The organism is Peribacillus sp. TH27, from assembly GCF_016650915.1.
GTDB lineage: Bacteria > Bacillota > Bacilli > Bacillales > DSM-1321 > Peribacillus > Peribacillus butanolivorans.
This window is the reverse complement of record NZ_JAEKEV010000002.1, coordinates 2203113-2225781: the sequence shown is the minus strand read 5'-3', so window position 1 is coordinate 2225781 and position 22669 is coordinate 2203113. Positions and strand designations below refer to the sequence as shown.

Sequence of the window (22669 nt, the reverse complement as noted above, 5' to 3'; positions counted from 1 at the left end):
GGAGTTTCTTCTCAAAACAGCCCTTATTCACGTTCGTTAAATCATAAAAATACTTTACGAACGTTCCTAAAATTCCATCGACTTTTACGAACGTCCTGGACGAAAAGAAGACCACCAATTGGGTAGCCTTTTGAATGTACTATGATTTTCTATGATTATAAAGTTTCAGCTGATGAAAAAGACCCCTTTATCAAAATTTATTCACTTTAAAGTAACTTCACCAGTATCATTAAAAGTCCATTTATCTATGTCTTGATCAAAAATAACTTTATCAAATGTACCATCAATAACTTTAAATACTAATAATGCTATTTTCTCTCCTTGGTCAACAATAGTATCAAATACATTCTGGCCACTTGTGAATTCATAGTCAAACCCTTTAATTCCTAACAGTACACCTGCCATTTTAACATATTTAATTGCACCAAATTCATAACGGCCAGTAGTTGGAGAAACCGGATTTCTTGGAAGCTTATTTAATATTGGTTTTAAAACAGTTTGCAGGTTTTCTTGTGGATTTCCTTCTTGATCATAAAAGAATGTTGTTGCTGTTTCTATTTCTTGAGTTGAATTAACTTCTTCAGTATTAGCCTTAGCATAAAAATTTTCTCTTTCCTGTTCATTAGCTGCTACCCAAGCTAAGCTTGGTTGGTTTATAAAGGTCACTGTCCCTTTTATATGTATTTTTTGTATTGTACCTTCCCAGTCCTCGTCTTTAAATTCTCTAAGTATAGCTAATTTTATTCCCTCGTCCTCGGCAAAAGTTCTAGCGCCTCTTGTATATCCTTCAGTAGTAACCACGAAAGCTTCATCAGGTTTAATTTGTGAGACGGCACCAAAGAAATCTCTTACTATACTTATACCAACTTTTGAATCATAGTCTTTACATTCAATTAAAACTCTTCTAGATACGTTTGAACTTTCAATTGTGACATCTATTTGATGTGCTGTTTTCTTTCCATCTCCACGAAGAGTTAAATCATGAATAACAACATCATTTGTGTTTAATGTTTTAAACACTACTGCCGCAATTTTTTCGTATTTTGTACCCTGCTTTAATTTTTCCTCAGCAATATATTCGTCGTATATAGTTTCTATTTTCTCACTCATTTTAGCCACTCACTTTTCCATATTATAACATGGGTTAACCATACAAATATGAATGATGATGGGGGTTTTGAACTGAAAAAAGAGTAGCGATTCCTCGGGGGTTATGCGGTCAATAGGGGTAGCAGGTACTTTAACTTATCATGGTGTAGATTTGTGAAAAAATGTACTTAAACTAACGGGGCAGTTTAGTTCAAGAAGGAAATTACAGACAAAAATAGAAACTAGTATTTACTACTTATGTGGGAGGATCTGTATGCTAAAGAAGATTTACATTGTCAGACATTGCGAAGCACAGGGGCAACCTTCGGAATCTCAATTAACAGAAAAAGGTTCGAAACAAGCGAAATATTTAGTTGATTTCTTCAGTAATGCAAAAATTGACCGAATAATATCAAGTCCGTTTTTGCGTGCTATTCAATCAGTAAAACCATTAAGTGAGAAAACAAATATTAAAATAGAGATTGATGAACGCCTCTCAGAACGAACACTAAGCACAACGGACTTACCTGATTGGTATGAAAAACTAAAAGCAACATTTAATGATATGGAATTAAAATTTGAAGGAGGAGAGTCAAGTCAAGAAGCGAAGAAGCGAATTGTAAATGTTGTAGAAGAAGTCTTTAAAAGTGGGACTGAAAACACAGTAATCGTCAGTCACGGAAATATAATATCCTTACTTTTAAAGAATTATAATAGTGACTTTGATTTCGAGTGTTGGAAAAACCTTAGTAATCCTGACGTTTTTCAAATAAACTGTATTAATAATGAAGTGATCTTGGAACGTATATGGGATGAAGATAAAATAATAAAAATCTAATTAAATACATTAATTTAATGAACGGGTGTAGCGATCCTCTAGTAAGGATCGCGCCTAAAAAATTTATTTAAAATAAGATAACGAAGGGAAAGTCATATGCAAATTATTAGCGTTAGAGAACATCCCGAGTATAAAGAAAAAGCAATTAAATATTTTCAGTGCAAATGGGCAAACGAAAACAGTATGAAAGTATATGAGGACTGTATTACACACAGCATAACAACGGATAGTCCGTTTCCTATTTGGTATTTAATGGAGGATTATGGTGAAATTATTGGCTGCGCAGGTCTTATTAGCAATGATTTTATTAGTCGGATGGATTTATGGCCTTGGATATGTGCTCTTTATATTGAAAATAGCTATCGTGGTAGATCTTTAGGTAAAGAGCTACTTTTACGTGCTAAGGCTGATGCCGAAAAAGCAGGATTCAATAAAGTTTTCCTTTGTACTGATCACATTGGATACTATGAAAAATATGGATTCACTTATATAGGTGACGGATACCATCCTTGGGGAAGTAGTTCAAGAATTTATGAGAGTAATAACCAAAATAATCATTTTTCAGCTTAGCGATTTTTTATTCAAGAATGGCTTTTCTTAATGAACTAACGGGGCAGGTTAGCTCAATAAAAAAAGGACTTAAACTTTGAAAGGCGAAGTGAATCAATAAGAAAATACAGTCATAAGGAGAGATATATTGAAAAAAATTAGAGAAGCAACAGACAAGGATATGAAAGTAGTTTATATGATGGGCTATGATGTTTGGGGAGACAGAATGCTTTCTCAAGAATATGTAACGATGTGTCAGGGTTCCAGTAAGTACAAAAAGGGGAAATGGTATGTTCTGGAGGAAACTGATACAAAAGAGTTATTAAGTTCCCTAATAGTATATGAACTAAATCTTACAGAAGACTTACTTGTTAGAGGGATTGGGTCAATTGCTACTCCTTTACATTTAAGACAAAAAGGGTATGCTTCTATATTAATTGAAGAAGTGATAAACAAATTAGAGCAAAATATAGATTGTAATAATTTTTTCTTATATAGCGATATTGGGTCAGACTTTTATAGAAGATTTAATTTTATTGAAATACCTTCTTCTAAGCAAAAATATAAGGATAGTATTTGTATGTATTATTCAAAAGAAAATGATATTGACTCCATATCTTTTGATATTCCCGACTACTTTTAAAAGATATTCTTATGGAACTAACAGGTGCGTTAGTTCTATAACAGGGGTTGCTTCGGCGACCTTTTTCTTATTGAACTAAAGGGGCAGGTTAGTGAAATAAAAATATTAAAACAATTAATATAGAATCAATACTTATTGGTAGGTGAAAACAGTGTATTTTAAGTCATTTTTAAAAAAGAAAAAAATAGATTTAATTATTTTTGCATTCGTAATGATTTTAGGATGGATTTCAAGTTATATACTTATTAATGGACCCGCATCCTGGGGAGGTCCTGTTGGTGTAATAATCGCATATTTAATAAGGTTCTTTTGGGAATATAGGAAATTTAAAAGAGATACTAAAGAATCAAATAAATTTTTACATAATAGACGGAGTTTTTAATAATATTAAGAACTTCGTTTCTTGTTTTACCAACTTTTTAATTGTGAATAAATACACTTAAACAAACAGGTGCGTTAGTTCATTATGGATTACTAAAAATAATCAAACTATTTTATAATAACTGTATACTGAATCACAAGAAAAGAATCCATCTCGATCAATCTTTTTTCAAAATGGATTCTTTTTATTTACGCTAATATGGGGGTTCAGGAGAAAATTTTGATCAATCTTGATTCCAAAAATACACATAGATCTTAATTAGTTCTATATTTTGATAAATCGACTTACTGATCATTTATCAGTTCCTATATATTCAACTTTTAGGGAATTTTCCACCTGATAATTATCCTCATGATTAATTGCATCTTTCAAAGCTTCATGCCTTTCCCCATTCCTAGTTTCTTCAGAAAAGAGAGTATGAGCTACAATACCATACTCTCATATTTTCTTCATCAGCATAATATTTTTTTTGTGATACACACTTAAAACCAGACCAAACAAGAAGGCGTTAATCATCGCTGATAAAGCACCATAACTCATAAATGGCAGGGATAGACTTATTAGTGGTAATAAGCCGAGAGACATTCCGATGCTGACAGTAACCTGTGCAGTGAATATGGCAAAACTGCCGGAAACAAGCATTTTCCCAAATGGGTCTTTCACAGTTTGGAATATACGGGAAATTCGCCAGATCATCCATAAAAACAGCAGACCAATGAGCAATGCCCCGGCCCAGCCAAGCGTATAGGTAATTGTTACAAAGATAAAATCCGTCATCATTTCATTAGAAAAATCAATCGCTCCGAGGGAACCAAAATGGCCAATCCATCCGGCATCCTCAATTAGCTTTTCTAGTTTCAAAGGCATATACCTCGAGGTCTCACTGAATTTTTCAGGCGTAACAAACGCATAAAGTCTTTCTAATTGATAGGCCCTTATATCTTTCAAGGATATAAGCAGAAGTGAAACACATGTAGTAAGTAGGACTGCTGCAGTGATAAGGATTTTCCTTTTATTTAGGCTACTCCTCCAGACCATTACAGCAACCATCAATGAATAAATCGCCACCGCCTGCTCGTTGGCTGTATTCAGAAACAAGAAGGCAGAACAAACGTATAAAATGGCAGCCAAATAAACATTCATCTTTTTTGATTGCAGCATTCCGGCCCAGGCAAGCAGAAAAAGTGGCAGAACCACAATAGAATCGACCGACAATAAACCCATAATATTAATTCGAGGATTGCCGTTTACTAATACATTGGAAAATTGGAACTGAACAAGAATCAGACATCCCATCGTAAAGAAAACCCAGCCCCATCTCTGAAATTTCCGATAATCGAAAAAAAGAAGGACACAGGCCAAAATTACACTTCCTGTGACAGAATATGCCTGCTTCAGCACTGAAAATGAATTACCATCCTTAAATAAGAACCAAAACAAAAACAGGCCCGCAGCTGACATGAACAGAAACATACTCATTAGCTTCCAATCAATCTTCGGCCTGTGCAGCTTGTCCATCTTCTGCCCAATGTCAGAGGGGCTTCCCATATTCCGGACAGCCAGTTCCTCTGCTTCTTCCTCTTTATATCCTTTTTTGACCAGTTCAGTTTTAGCTTGATGCAAATGGGCTTTTAATTCAGCTTCTATATATTTTTTTGCTTCTTTTGATCGGATATACGACGAAACCTCATCTAAAAAATGATTGCTTCTCAATCGGTTCTTCCTCCTTCAAACGCTGTCCGCCAACTAGCAGAGGCGGAACCACTTTTAGATTTCTTTTTCTTTAGCCACTTTTTCGCACGTTCATCCAAGGAATAGAGCTTCCTTTCTTCAGTTTCCCAAAAAGACTGGAGCCAGCCTTCCTTCTCAAGCTCATGCAAGGCAGCATACAAGGAGCCTTCGTTATTTTCAAATTTCCGGATGCCTTTCTGGTAAAGAGATTCATTAATTTGATAACCACTTTTCTCCTTATCCAATGATCTGAAAATACCAATTAAGATGTCTTCCCTACTTACATCCTGCTTTTCGATAGCAGTATGGATGGAGTTTCTATGGTTTTCCGTGAATTTCAAATCAAGAAATGTATGCTTTTTCATAGCCGATTTCAAGCGTGTTAATTTATCTTCCATCGGTGGATTCCTCCCAATAGGTTTTTAACCTTCTTTTCGCCTGGCGCATCCGGGTCTTCACCGTTCCAAGTTTGACCCCGGTAATTTCAGAAATATCCTTGAGCTTCATTTCCTGAAAATAATGGAGATAAATGAGCTCGCGATACTGGATTGGCAGTTCCATGACTGCACCAGCAAGCTGCCTGTCTTCATCCTGCTGAATGATCTCTTCTTCCACATTATCGGTAGAAGTCCATTCCTGCTCCTCTTCTGCAGTCGAAACTTTTCGGAAGTACCAGCTTTTCCTATAATCCTTACAATGGTTAATAGCAATTCTCCAAAGCCACGTCCTTATATTTGATTGTTGGTTATACGTGGGCAGCGCCTTATAGCATTTGATGAAAATCTCCTGTGTCAGGTCCTCTGCCACAACTACATCTTTTACATAGGAATAGACCAATTGCAGAATATCCTGGCCATAAAGGGACATGATTTCATCCAGTAAGGATTCGTCATCTTTCATTTGAGACCATTTAAACACAAACTCCTCCAAAACAGTTCACACTTCCTTCCCTAGATATATAGACGATAGTACTTATAAGAAGGTTTTCTATTTTTAAAAATTATCCCTTTGTTATTGTGGAGTACAGCTGAAAATATAGAAAACATGTTAAGAATTAGTACAGCAATAGTAGAAAATCCTTGCCTGACAACATCCAATCGGAAAAGTTAAACCGTTTATAAACATGAAAAACCGAAATCATTACTGATTTTGGTTTTTTCTTATAGAACTAAAGGGGCAGTTTAGTTGAATAAGCTGTATTCTAAATACGGTTTGTAGAAAGAGGAGCGATAGATGTTTTTTAAAAAGAGAAAATTAATTAAAAATGACATAAAGTTTATGGCGGAATTGTTATATGAAGATGTATCATCTGAAAAATGGGACCAAGCAAACCTTACAAAAGATAATTTGAATCTTTCAATAGAAAGTGTTCGCTTGGTTGATGAGTATGCTGATAGGTTAATGCATACAGACTTTGGACAGCAGCTTTTAAAAGAACATCCAGATAATTTTCCCGTACGAATCGGAGTCTATCTAGGAGAAGTTATTAAAAACCATACAAACGGGCAATATAATTGGTTTGAGTTTAAGTCTATCCAAGAAAATACGATTCATTTAGATAACTATATGGTGAGTGTAGAAAGCGAAAGTGTTCTTTACTCAAAAAAATTAGACAAAGTGATATGTCCGATTTATGAAGCTATACAATATCTTAATGGAGAGTCTAAATATAAAACTCTTTTAAACTATGTAGACGAAGTAATAAAAAATCAATAAAGGAGACGAATATAAACTTTATTAACTAACGGGTGCTTGAGTTTAAGATTATGGAGCTGTTCAGACGGCTCTTTTTTCTTCTTCAACTAAAGGGGCAGTTTAGTGAAAGAAGTAATTTCCATTTTTCATACAAATGAAAAGGTGTTAAATGGTATGATTAAAAAGAAATAGTGCTGAACTTAATTTTTAGGGGGAAATATATTTTTGAAAATGGTTAGAATTATTTTAGCGATAGTGGTTATTGTTCTATCAGGTTATAGTCTAATAACTCAAACCTTTGAGTTATTGCCGTATTATATGTTTTTCCTTGGGGCATTTATGTTGGTGTCAGGATTTGTCGAACTTCAAAAAGACAGAAAAGGATTTTGGGGGTATATGAATATTGTTATCTCTTTATTTATTTTCTTTTTTACATACCGTATTTCATATAGAACTAACGGGTGCGTTAGTTCATTAAGGATCACTAAAAATAATTAAACTATTTGATAAAAACTGTATACTAAATCACAAGAAAAGAATCCATTTTGAACAATCTTTTTTCAAAATGGATTCTTTTTATTTACGCTAATATGGGGGTTCAAGAGGACCTTTTGATCAATCTTTATTTCAAAGCTACATAAGGTGGTATGGTAATGGAAATATCATTAAATGATTTTTTAGTTGGAGACGGTTTTTCATATATTTTTAAATCTGGGAAGAGAGGGATGATTAATTTTTATTTTTTTATTGATTCAGTTGAAGAGGATTTAACTACGAGTTATAGCCAAAGCTTAAAAGAATTTTTAAAAAAATAAATAAGTATCCGATTTATTTGCATGGAATTAGTGGTTCGAAGGAAATTAATATATCGAAAGGAGCAAAAACATCGAAAGTTGCGCCTAGAAATTATCATCATTTAGTAGAAATAAATAATATTGAAGAGCTAGTCAATTATTTTCCTAAAGCCTATTTGGACGCTTTTAACAATGATAGTATTTTGTTTTCTACTGAGAAAACAATAGAAATGGATTTTACGAGTGACATTGGTTTAGCGAGATTTATTTTGGATTATACAAAAACGACATCAAAAGATAGATATTATCTTTGGGTAGGCCATGACGGAATAGGTTTTGACTTCGTTTCGAATTTTTCTGATTATCCGTACAATAAAGTTCCGATTACAAGTGATGAGGATTAAACGAAAAAAGACCAGAAATCATTTCCTGGTCTTTTATTGAAGTAAAGGGGCAGATTAGTTCAATAAGAATTATGAGAAAATATAGGAGATAAGAAATTTAGTAATGCTTTTTGTTATGTATAGAACTTTTCTTAACTGTTTTAGATATATCAAATCTTTAGGAGCTGTATGTAAAATAGAAGGTAAAGATATATATTTTAAACAAATACATAAATAACAATTGAGGGAGTTTTTATGATTAAAGGAAATTCTGTATACTTACGACCAATTAACGAAAAAGATATAGAGAGTATTCATATGTGTTTTCAGGATGAAGAGATCCTATATATGACTGGTACTAAAAAGCGATTAACTAAAGAAGAAATAGGAATAGGTTTGAAACAATTTAGTAAAGATTCTACACGAAATGACTTTGCTATTTGTCTAATAGATACCAATAAAATTATTGGTGATTTATCTATTACAGAAATAGATTTAGAAAATAATAAAGCTATGTTCCGAATAGCTATACATAATAAAGAGTATTTTGGGAAAGGGTATGGTACTGAAGCGACTAGTCTTGCACAAAAATTCACATTTGAACAGCTTAAACTAAATCGATTAGAGTTACAGGTTTTTTCACATAATATGCGTGGAATGAAATCTTACGAGAAATCTGGGTTTAAGAGAGAAGGAATATTAAGGCAATCTCTATTTGTGAAGGATCAATATTCTGACGAAATTATTATGAGTATGCTTTATGAAGAATATCTAAGTTTTAAAAAAAACACTTAAACTATCAGGTGAAATAGAAGAATTGCAGGACTGTCATGTGACAGTCTTTTTATATGCAACTAACGGGGCAGTTTAGTTCAACAAGCGTAGTGTCTTCGGACTGTGACATTTTTGATATTAATAGAGTATTCCTATAAAATTATTAAAAAATGGTACTAATACTACCAGGAGGATTTTTATGGCGAAATATATTTCGATTTCTTTATTAATATTTATTGGTCGCTTTATCTTGTTATTGGCATTACTTCCTGTCTTTGAAGATGTAATGATTTCATTCTCATGTATTTTTCTTTTGTTGTTATCTATAATTATTTCTTTTTTAGTTAGGATTGTTGAATTACTCAAGAAAAATTATAATTTACAAAAGGCCACTTTCAATAAGTTGGAGCTTTAAAAATAAAACAATTTGCTGCACAGTTTGTGTCAACTCAACAATATGTTATAGAACTAACGGGTGCGTTAGCTGAAGATCGGAGCTGTCTTTAAGACAGCTTATTCTTATGCAACTATCGGGGCAGGTTAGTTCAATAAGCGTGGTGTAGTCGAACGGTACGAGATATTTCTAAAAAGATTAGTTATCGGTAAAATAAGTTAGAGTTTCAGAAGTAAAGAGATCTAACAGAGGAGAAACAGACATATGCCAGAAAATAAAAATGATTCATTTCGTGATATGAATTTAAAAGAAAAGATGGCAACAGTTACCGGATTAGCATTTCTCATTATCCTGGTAGTGGGCTTTGTATTGGGGCTTTATTTCTTTGGACTGGCAGGGGTTTTTGAACTGTTCGGCGTTCAATATGAATCTATCTGGTCATTGATTGTTTTTGTTGTCAGTTTCTTTATTTTAGGCATCATTGTCGAATTGTTTTTCAAAGCAATTTTCAAGCTGTCTGTCCGAAATATAACAGGGAAAATAAAGGTGTTTTTTATCCGAATCAGTTTTGAAGGCACATCGAACTGGCTAGTCCTGTTCGCAGTGGATGAGTTTATGAAAAGTATTACACTTTCCTTGAAAACAGAGATTATTATTGCATTGCTACTTGCCATAATAGAAATTGTTTTCGATGATGATAAGGAAATCTCCTAATAAAAAAATTTACCTAAGTATAATTGGGGATTTTTTGTACCTCGGGTAGAGAATAATGGAATTGGGAAGTGAACAGTTCAAAAATAAAAAAGAGAAGTCTTGTTCAACTATCGGGTGCGTTAGTTCTATAACAAGGGGGGGCTTCGGCAGCCTTTTTCTTATTGAACTATCGGGGCAGGATAGTTCAATAAGGGGAATATTGAAAAATTCCCTAAAATTAGTGAAAGATAGATGAGGGATTTGTTATGAAAATTAGTCAAATCAGGAATTTCAATTTGGTCGCTAAATTAAATAAATATGTGCACGATTTACATTCAAATTTATATCCTAAATACTTTAAGGAAAAATGTGAAGGAAGTTTTCAAAAGTCTGGTTATTAACGAAAGTTTCATTTTCCTTTTGTTAGAAGATAACGAAGAAGCTCTTGGCTATGCTTGGATAGAGATAGAGAATATATACACCAGATTAGCATAGTAGGAACAAAGAGGAATAAGGGGTATGGTTCAAGTCTTATGGAATGTATATATGAAATTGCGAACGATCGAGGAATAGATTTAATAGAATTAGATTATTGGATTGAGAACATTGTTGCATAGAACTTCTATAAAAAGCAAAATTTTATAAAGTACAGAGAATTTGTTTATAAAGAACTTTAATTCTTACTGAACTAACAGGTGCTTTACTTCAATAGCAGGGTTGCTTAGAACCAAGAAGAAGATGTATCGTTTCTTAATTTGAAAAAAATATATATGAAGAACCTGGATAAACCATTGAATAGTACACTTATTTCATTAGTAAATGATTGGCACAAAAGAACATATTTATCTTAATATATACAAGGGGGAGTATTTATGCTAATTGTAACGAAGGAACAGATTGAGGGGTATAAAATTAAAGAAATAAAAGGGGCTTGTTTTGGCCTGGTTGTAAGAAGTCGTGGTTTTGCTGGTCAAGTTACTGCGGCGTTAAGGTCTCTTGTAGGCGGAGAAATTCATGAATATACAGAAATGCTTGAGGATGCAAGAAAACAAGCAATAGACCGATTAACACAGAACGCTCATGCAATGGGGGCTAATGCAATAGTCATGTTTCGATTTGATTCAGGTGAAATTGGACAAAACATGAGTGAAATTGTAGCATACGGAACAGCAGTTGTAATTGAAAAGGTTGAGTAAATATGAAATGGATTTGGTGTTATTTTCTATTTCAAATTTGTCTAATACTTCTCTTTTGGATTTTTTCCAAACGTAAAGATAGGCGTTATAAAGCAAATAATGATAACCTTTCAAAAGATTTTGAGCCCACGCAAGAAGTGTTTATTGACCCAATTTCAAAGGTTTTAATAAGAGTCTATGTTAATCGCAAAAACGGTGAACGTAGATATATTGAAGAAAAAGGTGAAGAATAGAAGGCTGCGCCTGTTCAACAAACAGGTGCTTTACTTCAATAAGGAAGGTTGCTGAGGCAGCCTTTTTCTTATGGCACTAACGGGGCAGTTTAGTTTAACAATAAATGGACTGCTTCGGCAGTCCTTTTTCATTTGTTGTTATAACTAAAGATAGGCTGTGGGATAAGTGGATGATAATCCTTTTAACCAATTTGCATCAATTTGGGGAATTTAAATGGGAAAAGCACCATATAAAACAATGAAAGGAGGAAGGTATAAAATGCAGATAATGAACGAATATTTCCGTGCGAATGCGAGTATGGTTTACATTATGACCAATAATGAAGTAATGAATCAAATCATTTCCTTTTACAGGGACATGAATGGAATGCTTACTTTTGTGGATTCCTACCCAACTTATGGTAGAGGTACTGGTACAAAGGAAGTCTCCACTGCAACGGCAAACGATGGTGTCGATCCGCTTACGTCACAAGGAGCCCTAACTTTGTCCCGTGATGGACGTTTCCTTCTTGCAGTGAACGCAGGCAGCCATAGTATCAGCAGTTTTATCATTACTGACAGCGGTGCACCCGTTCTCGTAGATGTGAAGCCATCAGGAGGTACTCAGCCCAATACCGTAGATGTGTTTGGTAATCTTGTCTATGTTGCCAATGTAGGGAATGTGGCTAACAATTTCGCCTCCAATATCACTGGTTTTCGCATAGATAATAACGGACGCCTTACTCCTATTCCTGGATCCACCCATTCTCTCAGTACTTTCAATGCTCAGCCCGCTCAGGTTCTCTTCACTCGTGATGGTAGTAAAATCCTTGTATCCGAGCTTACTTCAAACCATCTCAGTGTATTCCATGTAAATCAAAATGGTACGGTTACAGAACCAATCGTTAATGATTCTTATGGTCAAGGACCATTGGGTGCTTATTTTCTATCCTCTGGAATCCTCTTAGTTACTGAAGCAGATTCAAATGCCCTGTCATCCTATTCAATGAGTACCGACGGGATCCTTCATGTGATCAGTGGCTCTGTACCAACTGGATATAAAACCGCATGCTGGGTTGTAACAACTAGGAATGAACGTTATGCATATATTACCAATACCTTAAGCGGCACCATCTCCACCTACCGAATCGATCGCAATGGAGCACTTTCAGTTGTAAGGCATATTACCAGTACACCGCCAGGTACAGCTCCAGGACTGCCCATGGATGTTGGAGTGAGTAATGATGGACGGCATTTTTACACTCTTAACGGAAATCAGGGCACAGTCTCCGTATTTACTATTCAAGATGATGGAAGTCTGGTTAGATTGCAGGTTGCTGCTTGGACCAACTTTCCATATTTAGGATCACAAGGGTTGGCTGTTCTTTGATTCTATTTGGTCCATCACATTTGATGGAGTAGAAAGTTTCTCTTAGTGAATGAGTCATCTTCAACTAACGGGGGCTTGAGTTCAAGAGGGTGAGTTGCTGCAGCGACTCCTTTTTTCTTCCTTTCTATTAAAAAACATTCGCAAAAGTCAATTCAAAATCGACGAACGTTCATAAATGTTTTTATAGACACATACCTTGGTTTTAAAAAGGGGGAATAAAAAGAACTCTCCCTTTCTATTTTTGCATCTTCAATTTATCCCGAGCGATTATCGATACCTTATGATAACGTTTTGCATGCCATTTAGAAACATCCGCTTACATTCCCGTACCGCCAACAACTAATACATGTCCTATTTTCACCAGCATCCCTTCCATTGAAAATCTATCACTCTACCTTCGTAAAGTAAAAAGTCTTCTTCAACTAACAAGTGCTACTCTTCATTATGAAGGGGAGCCGTTCGAAGAGAAAAGAGTAGGATAAGTCCAAAATGTATATGCCATTTTTTTGAAGGCAGTCTGAAACTTTATTTCATTTTATCCGTATATTTTATTATCATAACAAGGAGGAATATCTAATGTACGATGTTGGTGGAAGCGGAGATTGGCTTTTCACAGTTGCTCCGATATTTATAGGAATTATTTTCGTTATCATTTTTATAGTAATAATAGTTAATTTATTCAGTGGTCTTAGCCAATGGAAGAAAAATGAGGAATCTCCTTGCTTATCTGTTCCTGCAATTGTAAAAATTAAACGAACGAATGTCACAAGGAATAGTCATCTTCACGAACATAATAACAATGTCCACTCGGATGGCTCATCTACGACTTATTTTACTACATTTGAATTTGAGAGTGGCGATCGATCAGAATTTCGTATTTCAGGCAAGGAATTTGGTATTCTTGCAGAAGGAGATATCGGCACTTTAACTTTTCAAGGAACAAGATATATTAATTTTTCTAGGAAAAATTAGACTGACTGATAATGGATAACGCTTACGCTTTAAGGTAATAAAATTACATAATTTTATTTTCACTTAACATAGAACACACTGAAATAATTGGCTTTGTTCAGTATCTGTTAGTCCTGCCAAGATGAAACTATAGGATTTAATAGATAAGCTATTTTAATTAAACCTACATAAATTGGGGGATGAAGAATAATGAGTGAAAAAGGATGTATGAAATGTGGAAGCAATGATGCTGCTAAGAAAGACGTGGCAATGACTGGAACAGGATTGTCGAAAATGTTTGATGTCCAAAGTAATCAATTTACGGTTGTGTATTGCAAGAAGTGCGGATATTCGGAGTTTTATAATAGGCAATCATCAGCAGGCAGTAATCTGCTGGATCTATTCTTTGGTTGATCACGGCACGAGAAGAATCTCCTTTTTTTAAAAAAGGAGATTCTTGTTTTTTTCATTATGCATGACGTACATTACTTCTTCAAAATTCCTATACTATAAGACTTTGAATCTCAAGGGTTTCTACTTTATTGGTGTCATGACGGACTTGGGACCGGGAAATCACCGTCTCCTTTAGAAGATGTCAACCATGAAAGATTTGCTGTCGCTGCTTGATCATCTAGAAATCAATCAGGCGACACTCATCGGTCACTCAATGGGTGGTCAAATTGCCACTGAATTCGCTCTGAATTATCCTGAAAGGGTTTCAAAACTTGTTTTGCTTGCGCCTGGATTATCTGGGTTTAGCTATTCAAAGGAATTTGAAAAGAATATGAAGACGATTCATGAACTGCCCCCGATATCAATAGGGTTTTGGAGGGTTATTTGGCATGGCCAAAAATATATATCAGAAATAAAAATTTTAGAGAAAGATATTGACGTCCTATTAGTTTGTTTAGTTGAATAGTTAAAAGAGGACAAGATGATAGCGTCAAAATCAGACGATTACGGTACATTAACAATATAGTGGAACTAGAACATCGTTTCATTAAGAAGCGTGTGCGTTAATGTTGGGATTCAAGTCGTATGGAACACCCACTTCTATATTGAGTGGTATTAAAGCGATGCATGCGATGAAAAAAGGACAACTTCACCAACATGTGAAATCTGTCAAAAAAGATGTAAAATTCATACATAAGTTGTTTGGAATTGCATCATAATCAGTTTTTACACTAGAACCCTTAATCTGATAGTCACTGTAGTGATGAAAATAAGCTTGGTTCGGAGATAATTAATAAGAAAAAATCTATCATAAGGGAGTACCTGTATGGTCAAATTGTTAATTGCTGATCGCGATCAAAATGAACGAACAGGGATTGGCTGGCTAGTTTCTTCGTTTTCGATTCCATTTGATCACATTCTATTAGCAGGCTCAGTATCTGATGTATTTCATCTAATAGAGGCCGAAGTACCAGATGTTGTTTGCATTGAACTCGATATGATTCCAAAGGATACGTGGGACAGCTTTAAGGAGCTGACCAAACGGTACATACAAAAGGTCATCGTCATGACGGCTGAAGCCACATTTGAACGTGCGCTTCAAGGCATCGAGCTTCATGCCTATGATCTATGGGTAAAACCTCAGTCGCCTGACCATATCAAACGAGTATTAACCCAGTGCTGCAAGGCCGTTTCCCAAACTGAGGAGAAACAAGAGCCATCGGCCCAAATTGAGGTGCCTGCCGTATCTTACAGTTCTCTATTCGTGCATCAAGAAACGTTAGGCGCCAATTTCCGATTAATGCTGATGCAGTTGGAAAATTCGAAGAAACAACCTATATTGCTATCTTTTTTACAGGAATATCCATTTAAGAATCGGCCGGTTGTATTGCCGCTAAGCGACATGATCGTTTCTGTTTTTTCATTCGATAACCAGCAGCCACAGCCACTCAAACAATTAAAGCACATAGGCAATCGGATTCTAACCGAATGGGAAGAGCAGTTTTCGGAGCCCATGTCACTAGTTTTATATGATACTAATGACCCGTTGCTTTCGTTAAATGAAAAATATCTTCATGCGAAGCAAGCGCTAGAAATTCGTTTTTTCAAAGGGTATCGGCAGCTTTCGGTCATTGAGGATAAGGTGAACTGGGTTATGATCGATCCGTTTTTAACCCCGTCTGAACAGCGCGAATGGATTGACATGCTGAACGAAGGTGACAGGGACAAAATTAAGCAGTGGATGTATAAAGAATTTTTGAATAAGGAAGATCCCTATCCCGAGCCAGGTTTATTGCGAACCCGGTTAACAAGCTTATTAGCCCAAGTCCGACGCTTCATGAAGTCATTTTACCTTGATGAAGGGATGCTTGAGAGACGTTATCATCAAGTATTTGAATCCATCCTATACAATCCGATTCTATATCGGATCGTCCAGGAGTTATTGCTGTTCTTATATGAAGTTCTTGATCGGGCAAATAACAATCAAGAAAACGCTCGTACAAATGTGATTGAGCAGGCCATCCGGTACATTGAGGAGAATTTTACTAACCCTAAGCTAAGGCTTGAGGACGTTGCGAACCAAGTAAACAGAAGCGCAGCGTATTTTAGCTCGCTCTTAACAAAAAAACAAGGAAGCTCGTTCCGACAGCTATTAACAAAGACACGGATAAACGAAGCACAGCGTCTATTGATAGATACAAAACTCTCGATTCAAGATGTAGCAGATAAAACAGGATTTATAAATGCAAATTACTTTAGCAAAATTTTCAAGGAAAAAACCGGTACAACCCCTCGTTCATTTAGAAATCGTAAAAAAGTATAGAAATCTAAAATAATTATAGTTTTCAAATGTAAGCGTTTTACATTAAACTTTAAATTCGAAAAAAATTAGAAAAATTCAAAAAATAGACGTCTGTTTTCAATCGCTTTCCTTCTCTAAACTAGAGATGTAGGAAGTGTCCCAAAAATTAAATATTGAAAAGGGGAAAGACGCTTATGACCGAACAAAAATTTAAGATGGATGACGCTCCACTTAACAAGTTCCATATGAAAATTACAGCGCTTACTTTTGGCTCTAATTTCTCTGATGGGTATGCTCTTGGGATTATTGGAGTGGCTCTTACACTCCTTAGCCCACAAATGGAACTCAATTCGATGTGGGTAGGACTAATTGGAAGTTCTGCTTTGGTCGGGCTCTTTTTCGGTAGTCTAGTACTTGGAGGGTTATCTGACCGCATAGGCAGACAGAAAATATACCTGCTTAACTTCTTATTGGTCACTATAGCTTCGTTGCTGCAACTATTTGTGGATGGGCCCGTAGAGTTGTTAATTTTGCGTTTACTGATAGGTTTTGCTCTCGGAGGCGATTATGCAGTCGGATCGACTTTACTTGCCGAGTTCGCGCCTAGAAAGTATAGGGGATTCTTACTGGCTTCTCTAAATGTGCTCTGGACGGTAGGTTACGTCTCTGCAACCATTGTCGGATATTATTTAGGTCAAGCTGGTCCGGAATCATGGCGTTGGATGCTTGCTAGTGCCGCAATCCCTGCATTCATTGTGCTGATACTGCGAATCGGAACACCTGAATCCCCACAATGGCTCATCAGCATGGGACGTATTGATGAAGCACGCCATATCGTAAAGAAGTATATCGGGCCTAATGCGGAAATCGACGAAACTGTTATTGAGACTCAATATAAAAATGGCTTTCGTGCTCTTTTTAACAAAAAATTCCGGAAGCGAACAGCTTTTGGAAGTCTATTTTATGTCTGTATTGTCATTCCGTACTTTGCCATCTACACATTCCTACCGTCTATCTTAAATAGTATGGGTTTAGCAGAAAACTTCACTGTAGACTTGTGGTTAAACATATTCCTAATCTTGGGTTCGATTGCTGGTCTTTGGCTTATGGAGAAATTTTCTCGCAGAGGTTTCACTATTAGTACGTTTGCAATCCTGACCGTCTGCTTGCTTATGCTTAGCATTTTTCACGAACCTAAACTTTTAGTAATTCCGATTTTTCTGGCTTTTACTTTTATATTATCAGCAAATTCAAATCTTACGCTAACATATCCGGCCGAACTTTTCCCTACCGAAATTCGCGCATCTGGGGTTGGTTTTGTGACAGCGTTCAGCCGAATTGGTTCTGCTATCGGGACATTCCTCCTGCCCCTTAGTATGAACACTATAGGGTTGGATGCCTCGATGATTGGAATGACGGCTATTCTGTTAATTGGTACTATCATTTCGATTGCCTGGGCACCGGAGACAAAGTCACTCTCTTTAAGCGAGGCAAGTAATCCTTTTAATGAAGCAAGTAATTCAAATTCAAACTTAAACCCCTTGAACCATAAGAAGATTAATTGACATGAAAAAAGGAGACCTTTCCATTTATCGAAAGAGAGGTCTCGTTGCGAAATTTTACTAATTCAATGGCTTAAACATCATAAAAGTTAATGTTTTGTCAAACTGCACAATATAGGAGATGAGTTTATTATGAAAACAGAAGAAAAAGTAATGATAACTGAAGATGATTTTAGTATCGGGGATTTGATTTCAGTAGCAAGGCATCATGCCCCTTTGGAGCTGTCTATGAGTGTAAAGAAAAGGATTAGCCAAGGAAGGGATATAGTCGAGCGTTTTGTCGAGGAGGAGCGAGTCATATACGGAATTACGACCGGAGTAGGAGAGAATTCAAAAATAAAAATTTCAGCCTCTGATTCGAGAGAATTGCAAAAAAATATAATTATGAGTCATGCTTGCGGTATGGGCGATCCGTTGGAGAAGGAAATAGTAAGGGCAATTATGGTGATGATGATCAAAAATTTATCCCTTGGTTATTCTGGAGTAAGACTTGAAACGGTAGAGAGATTAGCAGAGATGGTGAATAAAGATGTCATACCATTCGTCCCTCGAGAAGGTTCCCTAGGTTACTTAAATCATCAGGCACATATCAGTTTGGTCCTTTTGGGGATGGGTGAGGCCTATAATCAGGGCGTACTAACAGATGGCGAGACGGCTTTGAAGAAGGCCGGAATCAAGCCAATCGAACTGCATGAAAAGGAAGGGCTTTCTTTGATTAATGGCACGGTAGATATGACTGCTATTGGCGCTCTGGCCGTTTATGATGCCATTAATGTTCTTAAGGCGGCAGACATTGTTTCGATAATCAGTTTTGAGGCGCTGAAAGGAACATACTATGCCTTTGATCCCAAAATTAGTAAAGTAAAACGTCATCCTGGACAAAAAAAGACAACTGATAATATTCATAAGCTGATAGAAAACAGTGAGATCACGGAAAAATTTAAAGATTACCGCACACAAGATGCTCTTAGTATTAGGTCCATTCCACAAGTGCATGGAGCATGTAAGGACGCTGTTGATTACGTTAGGACGATTGTGGAGAGAGAAATGAATTCAGCCTCAGATAATCCGTTGGTGTTTGATGATCAAGAGGGTGCAAGAGCGATATCCTCTTCCAATTGTCATGGAGAAGCGATAGCCTTAGCCATGGACTTTCTGGCAATCTCTCTATCTGAATTGGCCAATATTTCTGAACGAAGGATTTTTAGACTCGTCTCGCCTCAGTATAGCGAGCTGCCCCCGTATTTGATCGAGCAAAGTGGGCTTAACTCGGGCTATATGATTCCGCAATATGTCGCGGCGTCATTGGTTTCTAACAATAAGGTTTATTCACATCCGTCGTCTGTGGATTCCATTCCGACAACAGGGGGACAGGAAGATCATGTAAGCATGGGGACATCTGCAGCTTTAAAGGCACTGAAAGTAATCGCCAATACTGAAAAAGTGATTGGGATCGAATGGATGTGCAGCTGCCAGGGGATTGAATTCCATCAGCCGTTACAGCCTGGAACAGGAACGACTGCAGCCTGCGATTTGTTTAGAAAATATGTGCCTCGCCTTGAGCAGGACAGAATTTTATACAAAGACATGCGTACAGCTGCGGAACTGGTTCATTCAGCAGAAATTGTAAAGCATGTAGAAGCAAAAATCGGTCCTTTGCAATTTTAAAGATATGATTCATAGCTGAAGTTGCAGTTTGAATCAATAAAAGAATATGTTAGCTTGATATTAGCATCTTGAAGAATTTTGTGAATGCGATTCTGCTCTGAAGTGCGATGATGAATCAATTTTTTTCGATAACGAGTAAGATCTCGTAAATCACGAATATCCTCCGGTGGGACAAAATTGCTTTCAATAAGTCCACATCTTAGAAGCTTGGCAAGCCATTCGGCATCTTTCACATCAGTTTAACGCCCTGGAACATTTTTGACATGTCTGGCATTGGCAAGAACAAGGTGAAAAGAACCTTCAAGTATATTCCATATTGGTTTCCAATAGACTCCGGTACTTTCCATCACAATATCGGATACCTGAAGGGGAGCTAGCCAATCACTTAAAGCCAAGAGTCCCGTTGTTGTAGTTGGAAACGTTTTAATAGAGGTTTTTGGCTTTTTATCTAATGGACTAAATAATACACAGGCTACTACTGTTTCTTGGTGTACATCTAGGCCAGCACACCGTTCAATCATTGCTTCCATAGGAGAATCACCTCAAAAAAAATTAACAATACATATGACAGGAGATTTGTTACAAAAATTTTTGTATACGTACTTGTAGTACACTAAATGGTTCTTCAATACTGTCACAACCAGTTTCTTATATAGAGGTTTCTTATGGAGCTATCGGGACAGTTTAGTTGAATAAAGGTATAAAAAAGAATGCCATAGTTTTCATCTTACTTAAAAACTGTAAGCTTTAAAAACTAAGCATTCTTATTTTATAAACAATGACATCAATGTAGGCTTTTTTTCATACTATATTTCTGGGGTGAAAAAATGCCAAGAGTAAATTACAAAAGTTCAGACGTTGACTTAATGGCAAGGATGATGAGAGCTGAAGCCGAAGGTGAAGGGTTACAAGGAATGTTATATGTTGGAAATGTAATTGTTAATCGTCTTAAAGCTGATTGTTTAGACTTTATAGATTTAAGAACAATTCCACAAGTCATTTATCACGTACAAGGAGGAAATTATTCTTTTGAAGCTGTTCAAAAAGGTAATGTATTTTATCAAAGAGCGAGGACTGCTGAAAAACGATTAGCAAAACAGAATTTGGAATACTGGAGACAACACCCAGGGAAATATGCCCTTTGGTATTTTAATCCATATGCTCCATGCCCGCCTACATGGTACGATCAACCCTTTGCTGGACAATATAAAAATCATTGTTATTATGAACCAAAACCTGGAACATGTGAAAGTGTTTATACCGGTTAGGTTGTCTAGGAGCTATTATTAATTCTTGAATTTTATTGTAATTTTGCCTTTTTGGTGCTACGAATACAAAATTTTTAGGTGTTGGTAGCCAACCATATTCATTCAATGCAACTCCTGTAGGTAATGTAACAGTTGTCGGTTGAAAAAAACGCTTGAGACCCTAACCGAAGCCTATTTTTTCAATCGTTGTTTTGATGTACTTTTATCTCACGAAATAAAAAGGGAACTTCCTGGTTAGCAGGTGTTCCCTTTTTATATATATCAAACATTAAGTATTAGTAATTTATCCAAGAAAGCAAGATTGTTATACTCAAACTAAAGGGTGCTTTAGTTGAACATGAAGAGCATTTAGTTTACGCAGCTCGATATAATAGATGAAAACCATTAGGAGTTGACTTTATGCTTAATCGGATCAAGAATAAATTGATTCCCACACAAGTAACGGGAGAAGAAGTAGATAATATCTACGCTATCTTACCCCCTCCAGGAACCATTATCGGAGAGGCAACGGAAGAAGAAATGGAAAAGGCAGCAGAGCTTGAAATTAGACATATGGCTTTCATGAGGTTGCAGGAAATGAATATACAGTTTGACGGTGCATCTTATAAAGAACTATTAAAAGAGTTTCAAGATTTTGAAACCGATTCGAGTAAATTTTGGAGAGGTGTATCCAGCCGTTTATCTGTTCCTTATGAATGGCCAATCAGAATTGATCATGCAAACAGCCCTATTTATATTGGTGAACATGATTTATATGAAGAAGAAGTAGAGAATGAAGATTGATATTGAAATTTATGCTTGGCATAGTCGAATAGGTTCCATGTATTCGTTATTAATGTATTTTAAATCGATTTTAGAGCGTTAACCAAAAGGGTTAACGCTATTATTGTTTGCAAAATAGCTGGATAATGAAGTGAGTGGATTTTTCCTTCTTTTTTAACTAACGGGTGCGTTAGCTGAAGAATCAGAGCTGTCTTTAAGGCAGCTTTTTCTTTATGCAACTATCGGGGCAGGTTAGTTGCATAAAAAATAATTATTAAGAATGGTGTTTTTGTTCAATATTGAAAAAAATAACCTCGATCTTTCGGGGTTATTTTTTATTTTTGAAATTGGCCAAACTAGTGGTATCAAATCAATTGGAAAGCGTATTTGGGATTACGTTTTATCCTTCATCCTTCATTGATTTAAAAAAGTTGACAAAGTCCACTAATAATACTAAAGTATTAGTGGATGAAGTCCACTAAAAAGGAAGGCTACAATGAAAGTTAATAATAATACCATTGCTGATATACGGCAATTCAATAGATTTTATACGAATATACTTGGTGTATTAGATAAGCATATATTTGATACAGGATATTCTTTAACTGAGGCACGAGTCGTTTTAGAAATCGGTATGATGGAGCAGTGTATAGCAAACAATTTAGTTGATAAACTGGAAATTGATCGCAGTTATATGAGTAGAATAATTAACAAGTTAAGTAAAGATGGACTGGTTATTAAGGAAAACTCGACTTCGGATAACAGAACTAGTCTGATTCGGTTGACTCCTAAAGGGATGACTCTTTTTAACCAGCTTAATGAAAGATCCGATGAACAATTAGTGAGGTTATTCCAAGGATTATCACAAAATGAAATAAAAGAAATCCATGCTTCTATGATGTTCATTCAGAAGAAACTGGATAGTTTGGGGAGAATATAG

27 protein-coding genes and 2 pseudogenes are annotated in these 22669 nt (G+C 35.9%); 24 read left to right on the top strand and 5 right to left on the bottom strand.

The genetic code is table 11. The features are described 5' to 3' along the window. Positions 1 to 201: 201 nt before the first annotated feature. Positions 202 to 1110: a restriction endonuclease gene (locus JFU24_RS12125; RefSeq protein WP_201249997.1), complete on the bottom strand. Its 909-nt coding sequence runs from the start codon at positions 1108 to 1110 to the stop codon at positions 202 to 204. Positions 1111 to 1363: 253 nt separating this feature from the next. Here JFU24_RS12125 and JFU24_RS12120 point away from each other — a divergent pair, with 253 nt between their 5' ends. The 3 genes from JFU24_RS12120 to JFU24_RS12110 all read left to right on the top strand — a co-directional run bounded on the left by JFU24_RS12120 (position 1364) and on the right by JFU24_RS12110 (position 3119). Further along, positions 1364 to 1927: a histidine phosphatase family protein gene (locus JFU24_RS12120; protein ID WP_201249214.1), complete on the top strand. Its 564-nt coding sequence runs from the start codon at positions 1364 to 1366 to the stop codon at positions 1925 to 1927. A 96-nt stretch (positions 1928 to 2023) separates the two neighbouring features. Next, positions 2024 to 2497, top strand: a complete 474-nt coding sequence (locus JFU24_RS12115; RefSeq protein ID WP_201225380.1) for a GNAT family N-acetyltransferase — start codon at positions 2024 to 2026, stop codon at positions 2495 to 2497. A 127-nt stretch (positions 2498 to 2624) separates the two neighbouring features. Continuing rightward, complete coding sequence (locus JFU24_RS12110) at positions 2625 to 3119, top strand: GNAT family N-acetyltransferase (RefSeq protein WP_201182639.1); 495 nt, start codon at positions 2625 to 2627, stop codon at positions 3117 to 3119. 820 nt (positions 3120 to 3939) lie between these two features. Here the strand turns inward: JFU24_RS12110 and JFU24_RS12105 are convergent. From JFU24_RS12105 to JFU24_RS12095, 3 genes are read right to left on the bottom strand one after another with little or no spacing between them, the layout of a single operon-like run. Next, entirely contained in the window at positions 3940 to 5214 is a 1275-nt protein-coding gene (locus JFU24_RS12105; protein WP_201249996.1) for an FtsW/RodA/SpoVE family cell cycle protein, read from the bottom strand. Beyond that, the gene (locus JFU24_RS12100) at positions 5211 to 5630 is read right to left on the bottom strand and encodes a PadR family transcriptional regulator (RefSeq protein ID WP_201249995.1); all 420 of its coding nucleotides are present in this window, start codon (positions 5628 to 5630) and stop codon (positions 5211 to 5213) included. Before JFU24_RS12100 ends, JFU24_RS12105 begins: the two co-directional genes overlap by 4 nt. Next, positions 5620 to 6162 (bottom strand): sigma-70 family RNA polymerase sigma factor, encoded by a 543-nt coding sequence (locus JFU24_RS12095; RefSeq protein WP_274608128.1) that lies wholly within the window; start codon positions 6160 to 6162, stop codon positions 5620 to 5622. Before JFU24_RS12095 ends, JFU24_RS12100 begins: the two co-directional genes overlap by 11 nt. A 303-nt stretch (positions 6163 to 6465) precedes the next feature. Between JFU24_RS12095 and JFU24_RS12090 the strand changes: the two genes are divergently transcribed. From JFU24_RS12090 to hutH, 18 genes and pseudogenes are all read left to right on the top strand, one after another. Beyond that, the gene (locus JFU24_RS12090) at positions 6466 to 6948 is read left to right on the top strand and encodes a hypothetical protein (protein WP_201182633.1); all 483 of its coding nucleotides are present in this window, start codon (positions 6466 to 6468) and stop codon (positions 6946 to 6948) included. Positions 6949 to 7158: 210 nt separating this feature from the next. Next, complete coding sequence (locus tag JFU24_RS30270; protein WP_201250914.1) at positions 7159 to 7425, top strand: DUF3953 domain-containing protein; 267 nt, start codon at positions 7159 to 7161, stop codon at positions 7423 to 7425. Between the two features lie 155 nt (positions 7426 to 7580). Further along, the gene (locus JFU24_RS12080) at positions 7581 to 7742 is read left to right on the top strand and encodes a hypothetical protein (protein ID WP_201182631.1); all 162 of its coding nucleotides are present in this window, start codon (positions 7581 to 7583) and stop codon (positions 7740 to 7742) included. 17 nt (positions 7743 to 7759) lie between these two features. Then, the gene (locus tag JFU24_RS12075) at positions 7760 to 8125 is read left to right on the top strand and encodes a hypothetical protein (RefSeq protein ID WP_201182629.1); all 366 of its coding nucleotides are present in this window, start codon (positions 7760 to 7762) and stop codon (positions 8123 to 8125) included. A gap of 234 nt (positions 8126 to 8359) precedes the next feature. Continuing rightward, complete coding sequence (locus tag JFU24_RS12070; protein WP_201222044.1) at positions 8360 to 8899, top strand: GNAT family N-acetyltransferase; 540 nt, start codon at positions 8360 to 8362, stop codon at positions 8897 to 8899. 178 nt (positions 8900 to 9077) lie between these two features. After that, positions 9078 to 9293 carry a hypothetical protein gene (locus JFU24_RS12065; RefSeq protein WP_201222042.1) on the top strand — a complete coding sequence of 72 codons (216 nt, stop codon included), beginning with the start codon at positions 9078 to 9080 and terminating at the stop codon, positions 9291 to 9293. A 243-nt stretch (positions 9294 to 9536) separates the two neighbouring features. After that, positions 9537 to 9986, top strand: a complete 450-nt coding sequence (locus tag JFU24_RS12060) for a YrvL family regulatory protein (protein ID WP_201249994.1) — start codon at positions 9537 to 9539, stop codon at positions 9984 to 9986. 434 nt (positions 9987 to 10420) lie between these two features. Beyond that, complete coding sequence (locus JFU24_RS30770) at positions 10421 to 10582, top strand: GNAT family N-acetyltransferase (protein ID WP_242486097.1); 162 nt, start codon at positions 10421 to 10423, stop codon at positions 10580 to 10582. 255 nt (positions 10583 to 10837) lie between these two features. After that, positions 10838 to 11161 carry a heavy metal-binding domain-containing protein gene (locus JFU24_RS12050; protein ID WP_201182621.1) on the top strand — a complete coding sequence of 108 codons (324 nt, stop codon included), beginning with the start codon at positions 10838 to 10840 and terminating at the stop codon, positions 11159 to 11161. Positions 11162 to 11163: 2 nt separating this feature from the next. Further along, positions 11164 to 11394 (top strand): hypothetical protein, encoded by a 231-nt coding sequence (locus JFU24_RS12045; protein ID WP_201182619.1) that lies wholly within the window; start codon positions 11164 to 11166, stop codon positions 11392 to 11394. A 259-nt stretch (positions 11395 to 11653) separates the two neighbouring features. Further along, a complete protein-coding gene (locus JFU24_RS12040; protein ID WP_201249993.1) occupies positions 11654 to 12763 on the top strand; it encodes a lactonase family protein in 1110 nt (369 codons plus the stop codon). A 576-nt stretch (positions 12764 to 13339) separates the two neighbouring features. Continuing rightward, positions 13340 to 13735, top strand: coding sequence for a DUF2500 domain-containing protein (locus JFU24_RS12035; RefSeq protein ID WP_201249992.1), 396 nt, complete (start codon positions 13340 to 13342; stop codon positions 13733 to 13735). A 189-nt stretch (positions 13736 to 13924) separates the two neighbouring features. Beyond that, positions 13925 to 14128 carry a zinc ribbon domain-containing protein gene (locus JFU24_RS12030; protein ID WP_201182613.1) on the top strand — a complete coding sequence of 68 codons (204 nt, stop codon included), beginning with the start codon at positions 13925 to 13927 and terminating at the stop codon, positions 14126 to 14128. Between the two features lie 187 nt (positions 14129 to 14315). Further along, a complete protein-coding gene (locus JFU24_RS30265; RefSeq protein WP_242485331.1) occupies positions 14316 to 14633 on the top strand; it encodes an alpha/beta fold hydrolase in 318 nt (105 codons plus the stop codon). Between the two features lie 29 nt (positions 14634 to 14662). Then, positions 14663 to 14886 (top strand): annotated as a pseudogene (locus JFU24_RS12020) (DDE-type integrase/transposase/recombinase); the annotation flags it as partial. A gap of 107 nt (positions 14887 to 14993) precedes the next feature. Continuing rightward, on the top strand, positions 14994 to 16490 hold the full coding sequence (locus tag JFU24_RS12015) for a helix-turn-helix domain-containing protein (RefSeq protein WP_201182611.1): 1497 nt from the start codon (positions 14994 to 14996) through the stop codon (positions 16488 to 16490). Between the two features lie 173 nt (positions 16491 to 16663). Continuing rightward, complete coding sequence (locus JFU24_RS12010; protein ID WP_201182608.1) at positions 16664 to 18034, top strand: MFS transporter; 1371 nt, start codon at positions 16664 to 16666, stop codon at positions 18032 to 18034. A 129-nt stretch (positions 18035 to 18163) separates the two neighbouring features. Next, the gene (hutH, locus tag JFU24_RS12005) at positions 18164 to 19699 is read left to right on the top strand and encodes a histidine ammonia-lyase (protein ID WP_201182606.1); all 1536 of its coding nucleotides are present in this window, start codon (positions 18164 to 18166) and stop codon (positions 19697 to 19699) included. On the opposite strand, the pseudogene JFU24_RS12000 reads toward hutH, so the two are convergent. After that, positions 19696 to 20220 (bottom strand): annotated as a pseudogene (locus JFU24_RS12000) (IS110 family transposase). The gene hutH and the pseudogene JFU24_RS12000 sit on opposite strands and share 4 nt — an antisense overlap. 306 nt (positions 20221 to 20526) lie before the next feature. Between JFU24_RS12000 and JFU24_RS11995 the strand changes: the two are divergent. The 3 genes from JFU24_RS11995 to JFU24_RS11985 all read left to right on the top strand — a co-directional run bounded on the left by JFU24_RS11995 (position 20527) and on the right by JFU24_RS11985 (position 22669). Then, complete coding sequence (locus JFU24_RS11995) at positions 20527 to 20967, top strand: cell wall hydrolase (RefSeq protein WP_056523359.1); 441 nt, start codon at positions 20527 to 20529, stop codon at positions 20965 to 20967. A 399-nt stretch (positions 20968 to 21366) separates the two neighbouring features. After that, positions 21367 to 21750 (top strand): hypothetical protein, encoded by a 384-nt coding sequence (locus JFU24_RS11990; protein ID WP_056523357.1) that lies wholly within the window; start codon positions 21367 to 21369, stop codon positions 21748 to 21750. Between the two features lie 475 nt (positions 21751 to 22225). After that, positions 22226 to 22669 carry a MarR family winged helix-turn-helix transcriptional regulator gene (locus JFU24_RS11985; RefSeq protein ID WP_201249991.1) on the top strand — a complete coding sequence of 148 codons (444 nt, stop codon included), beginning with the start codon at positions 22226 to 22228 and terminating at the stop codon, positions 22667 to 22669.

Excerpts from the sequence above, each read along its gene's own strand:
- JFU24_RS12125 (WP_201249997.1), bottom strand. The coding sequence starts at position 1,110 with ATGAGTGAGAAAATAGAAACTATATACGACGAATATATTGCTGAGGAA.
- JFU24_RS12120 (WP_201249214.1), top strand. The coding sequence starts at position 1,364 with ATGCTAAAGAAGATTTACATTGTCAGACATTGCGAAGCACAGGGGCAA.
- JFU24_RS12115 (WP_201225380.1), top strand. The coding sequence starts at position 2,024 with ATGCAAATTATTAGCGTTAGAGAACATCCCGAGTATAAAGAAAAAGCA.
- JFU24_RS12100 (WP_201249995.1), bottom strand. The coding sequence starts at position 5,630 with ATGGAAGATAAATTAACACGCTTGAAATCGGCTATGAAAAAGCATACA.
- JFU24_RS12090 (WP_201182633.1), top strand. The coding sequence starts at position 6,466 with ATGTTTTTTAAAAAGAGAAAATTAATTAAAAATGACATAAAGTTTATG.
- JFU24_RS30270 (WP_201250914.1), top strand. The coding sequence starts at position 7,159 with ATGGTTAGAATTATTTTAGCGATAGTGGTTATTGTTCTATCAGGTTAT.
- JFU24_RS12080 (WP_201182631.1), top strand. The coding sequence starts at position 7,581 with ATGGAAATATCATTAAATGATTTTTTAGTTGGAGACGGTTTTTCATAT.
- JFU24_RS12070 (WP_201222044.1), top strand. The coding sequence starts at position 8,360 with ATGATTAAAGGAAATTCTGTATACTTACGACCAATTAACGAAAAAGAT.
- JFU24_RS12065 (WP_201222042.1), top strand. The coding sequence starts at position 9,078 with ATGGCGAAATATATTTCGATTTCTTTATTAATATTTATTGGTCGCTTT.
- JFU24_RS12060 (WP_201249994.1), top strand. The coding sequence starts at position 9,537 with ATGCCAGAAAATAAAAATGATTCATTTCGTGATATGAATTTAAAAGAA.
- JFU24_RS12050 (WP_201182621.1), top strand. The coding sequence starts at position 10,838 with ATGCTAATTGTAACGAAGGAACAGATTGAGGGGTATAAAATTAAAGAA.
- JFU24_RS12045 (WP_201182619.1), top strand. The coding sequence starts at position 11,164 with ATGAAATGGATTTGGTGTTATTTTCTATTTCAAATTTGTCTAATACTT.
- JFU24_RS12040 (WP_201249993.1), top strand. The coding sequence starts at position 11,654 with ATGCAGATAATGAACGAATATTTCCGTGCGAATGCGAGTATGGTTTAC.
- JFU24_RS12035 (WP_201249992.1), top strand. The coding sequence starts at position 13,340 with ATGTACGATGTTGGTGGAAGCGGAGATTGGCTTTTCACAGTTGCTCCG.
- JFU24_RS12030 (WP_201182613.1), top strand. The coding sequence starts at position 13,925 with ATGAGTGAAAAAGGATGTATGAAATGTGGAAGCAATGATGCTGCTAAG.
- JFU24_RS30265 (WP_242485331.1), top strand. The coding sequence starts at position 14,316 with ATGAAAGATTTGCTGTCGCTGCTTGATCATCTAGAAATCAATCAGGCG.
- JFU24_RS12015 (WP_201182611.1), top strand. The coding sequence starts at position 14,994 with ATGGTCAAATTGTTAATTGCTGATCGCGATCAAAATGAACGAACAGGG.
- JFU24_RS12010 (WP_201182608.1), top strand. The coding sequence starts at position 16,664 with ATGACCGAACAAAAATTTAAGATGGATGACGCTCCACTTAACAAGTTC.
- hutH (WP_201182606.1), top strand. The coding sequence starts at position 18,164 with ATGAAAACAGAAGAAAAAGTAATGATAACTGAAGATGATTTTAGTATC.
- JFU24_RS11995 (WP_056523359.1), top strand. The coding sequence starts at position 20,527 with ATGCCAAGAGTAAATTACAAAAGTTCAGACGTTGACTTAATGGCAAGG.
- JFU24_RS11990 (WP_056523357.1), top strand. The coding sequence starts at position 21,367 with ATGCTTAATCGGATCAAGAATAAATTGATTCCCACACAAGTAACGGGA.
- JFU24_RS11985 (WP_201249991.1), top strand. The coding sequence starts at position 22,226 with ATGAAAGTTAATAATAATACCATTGCTGATATACGGCAATTCAATAGA.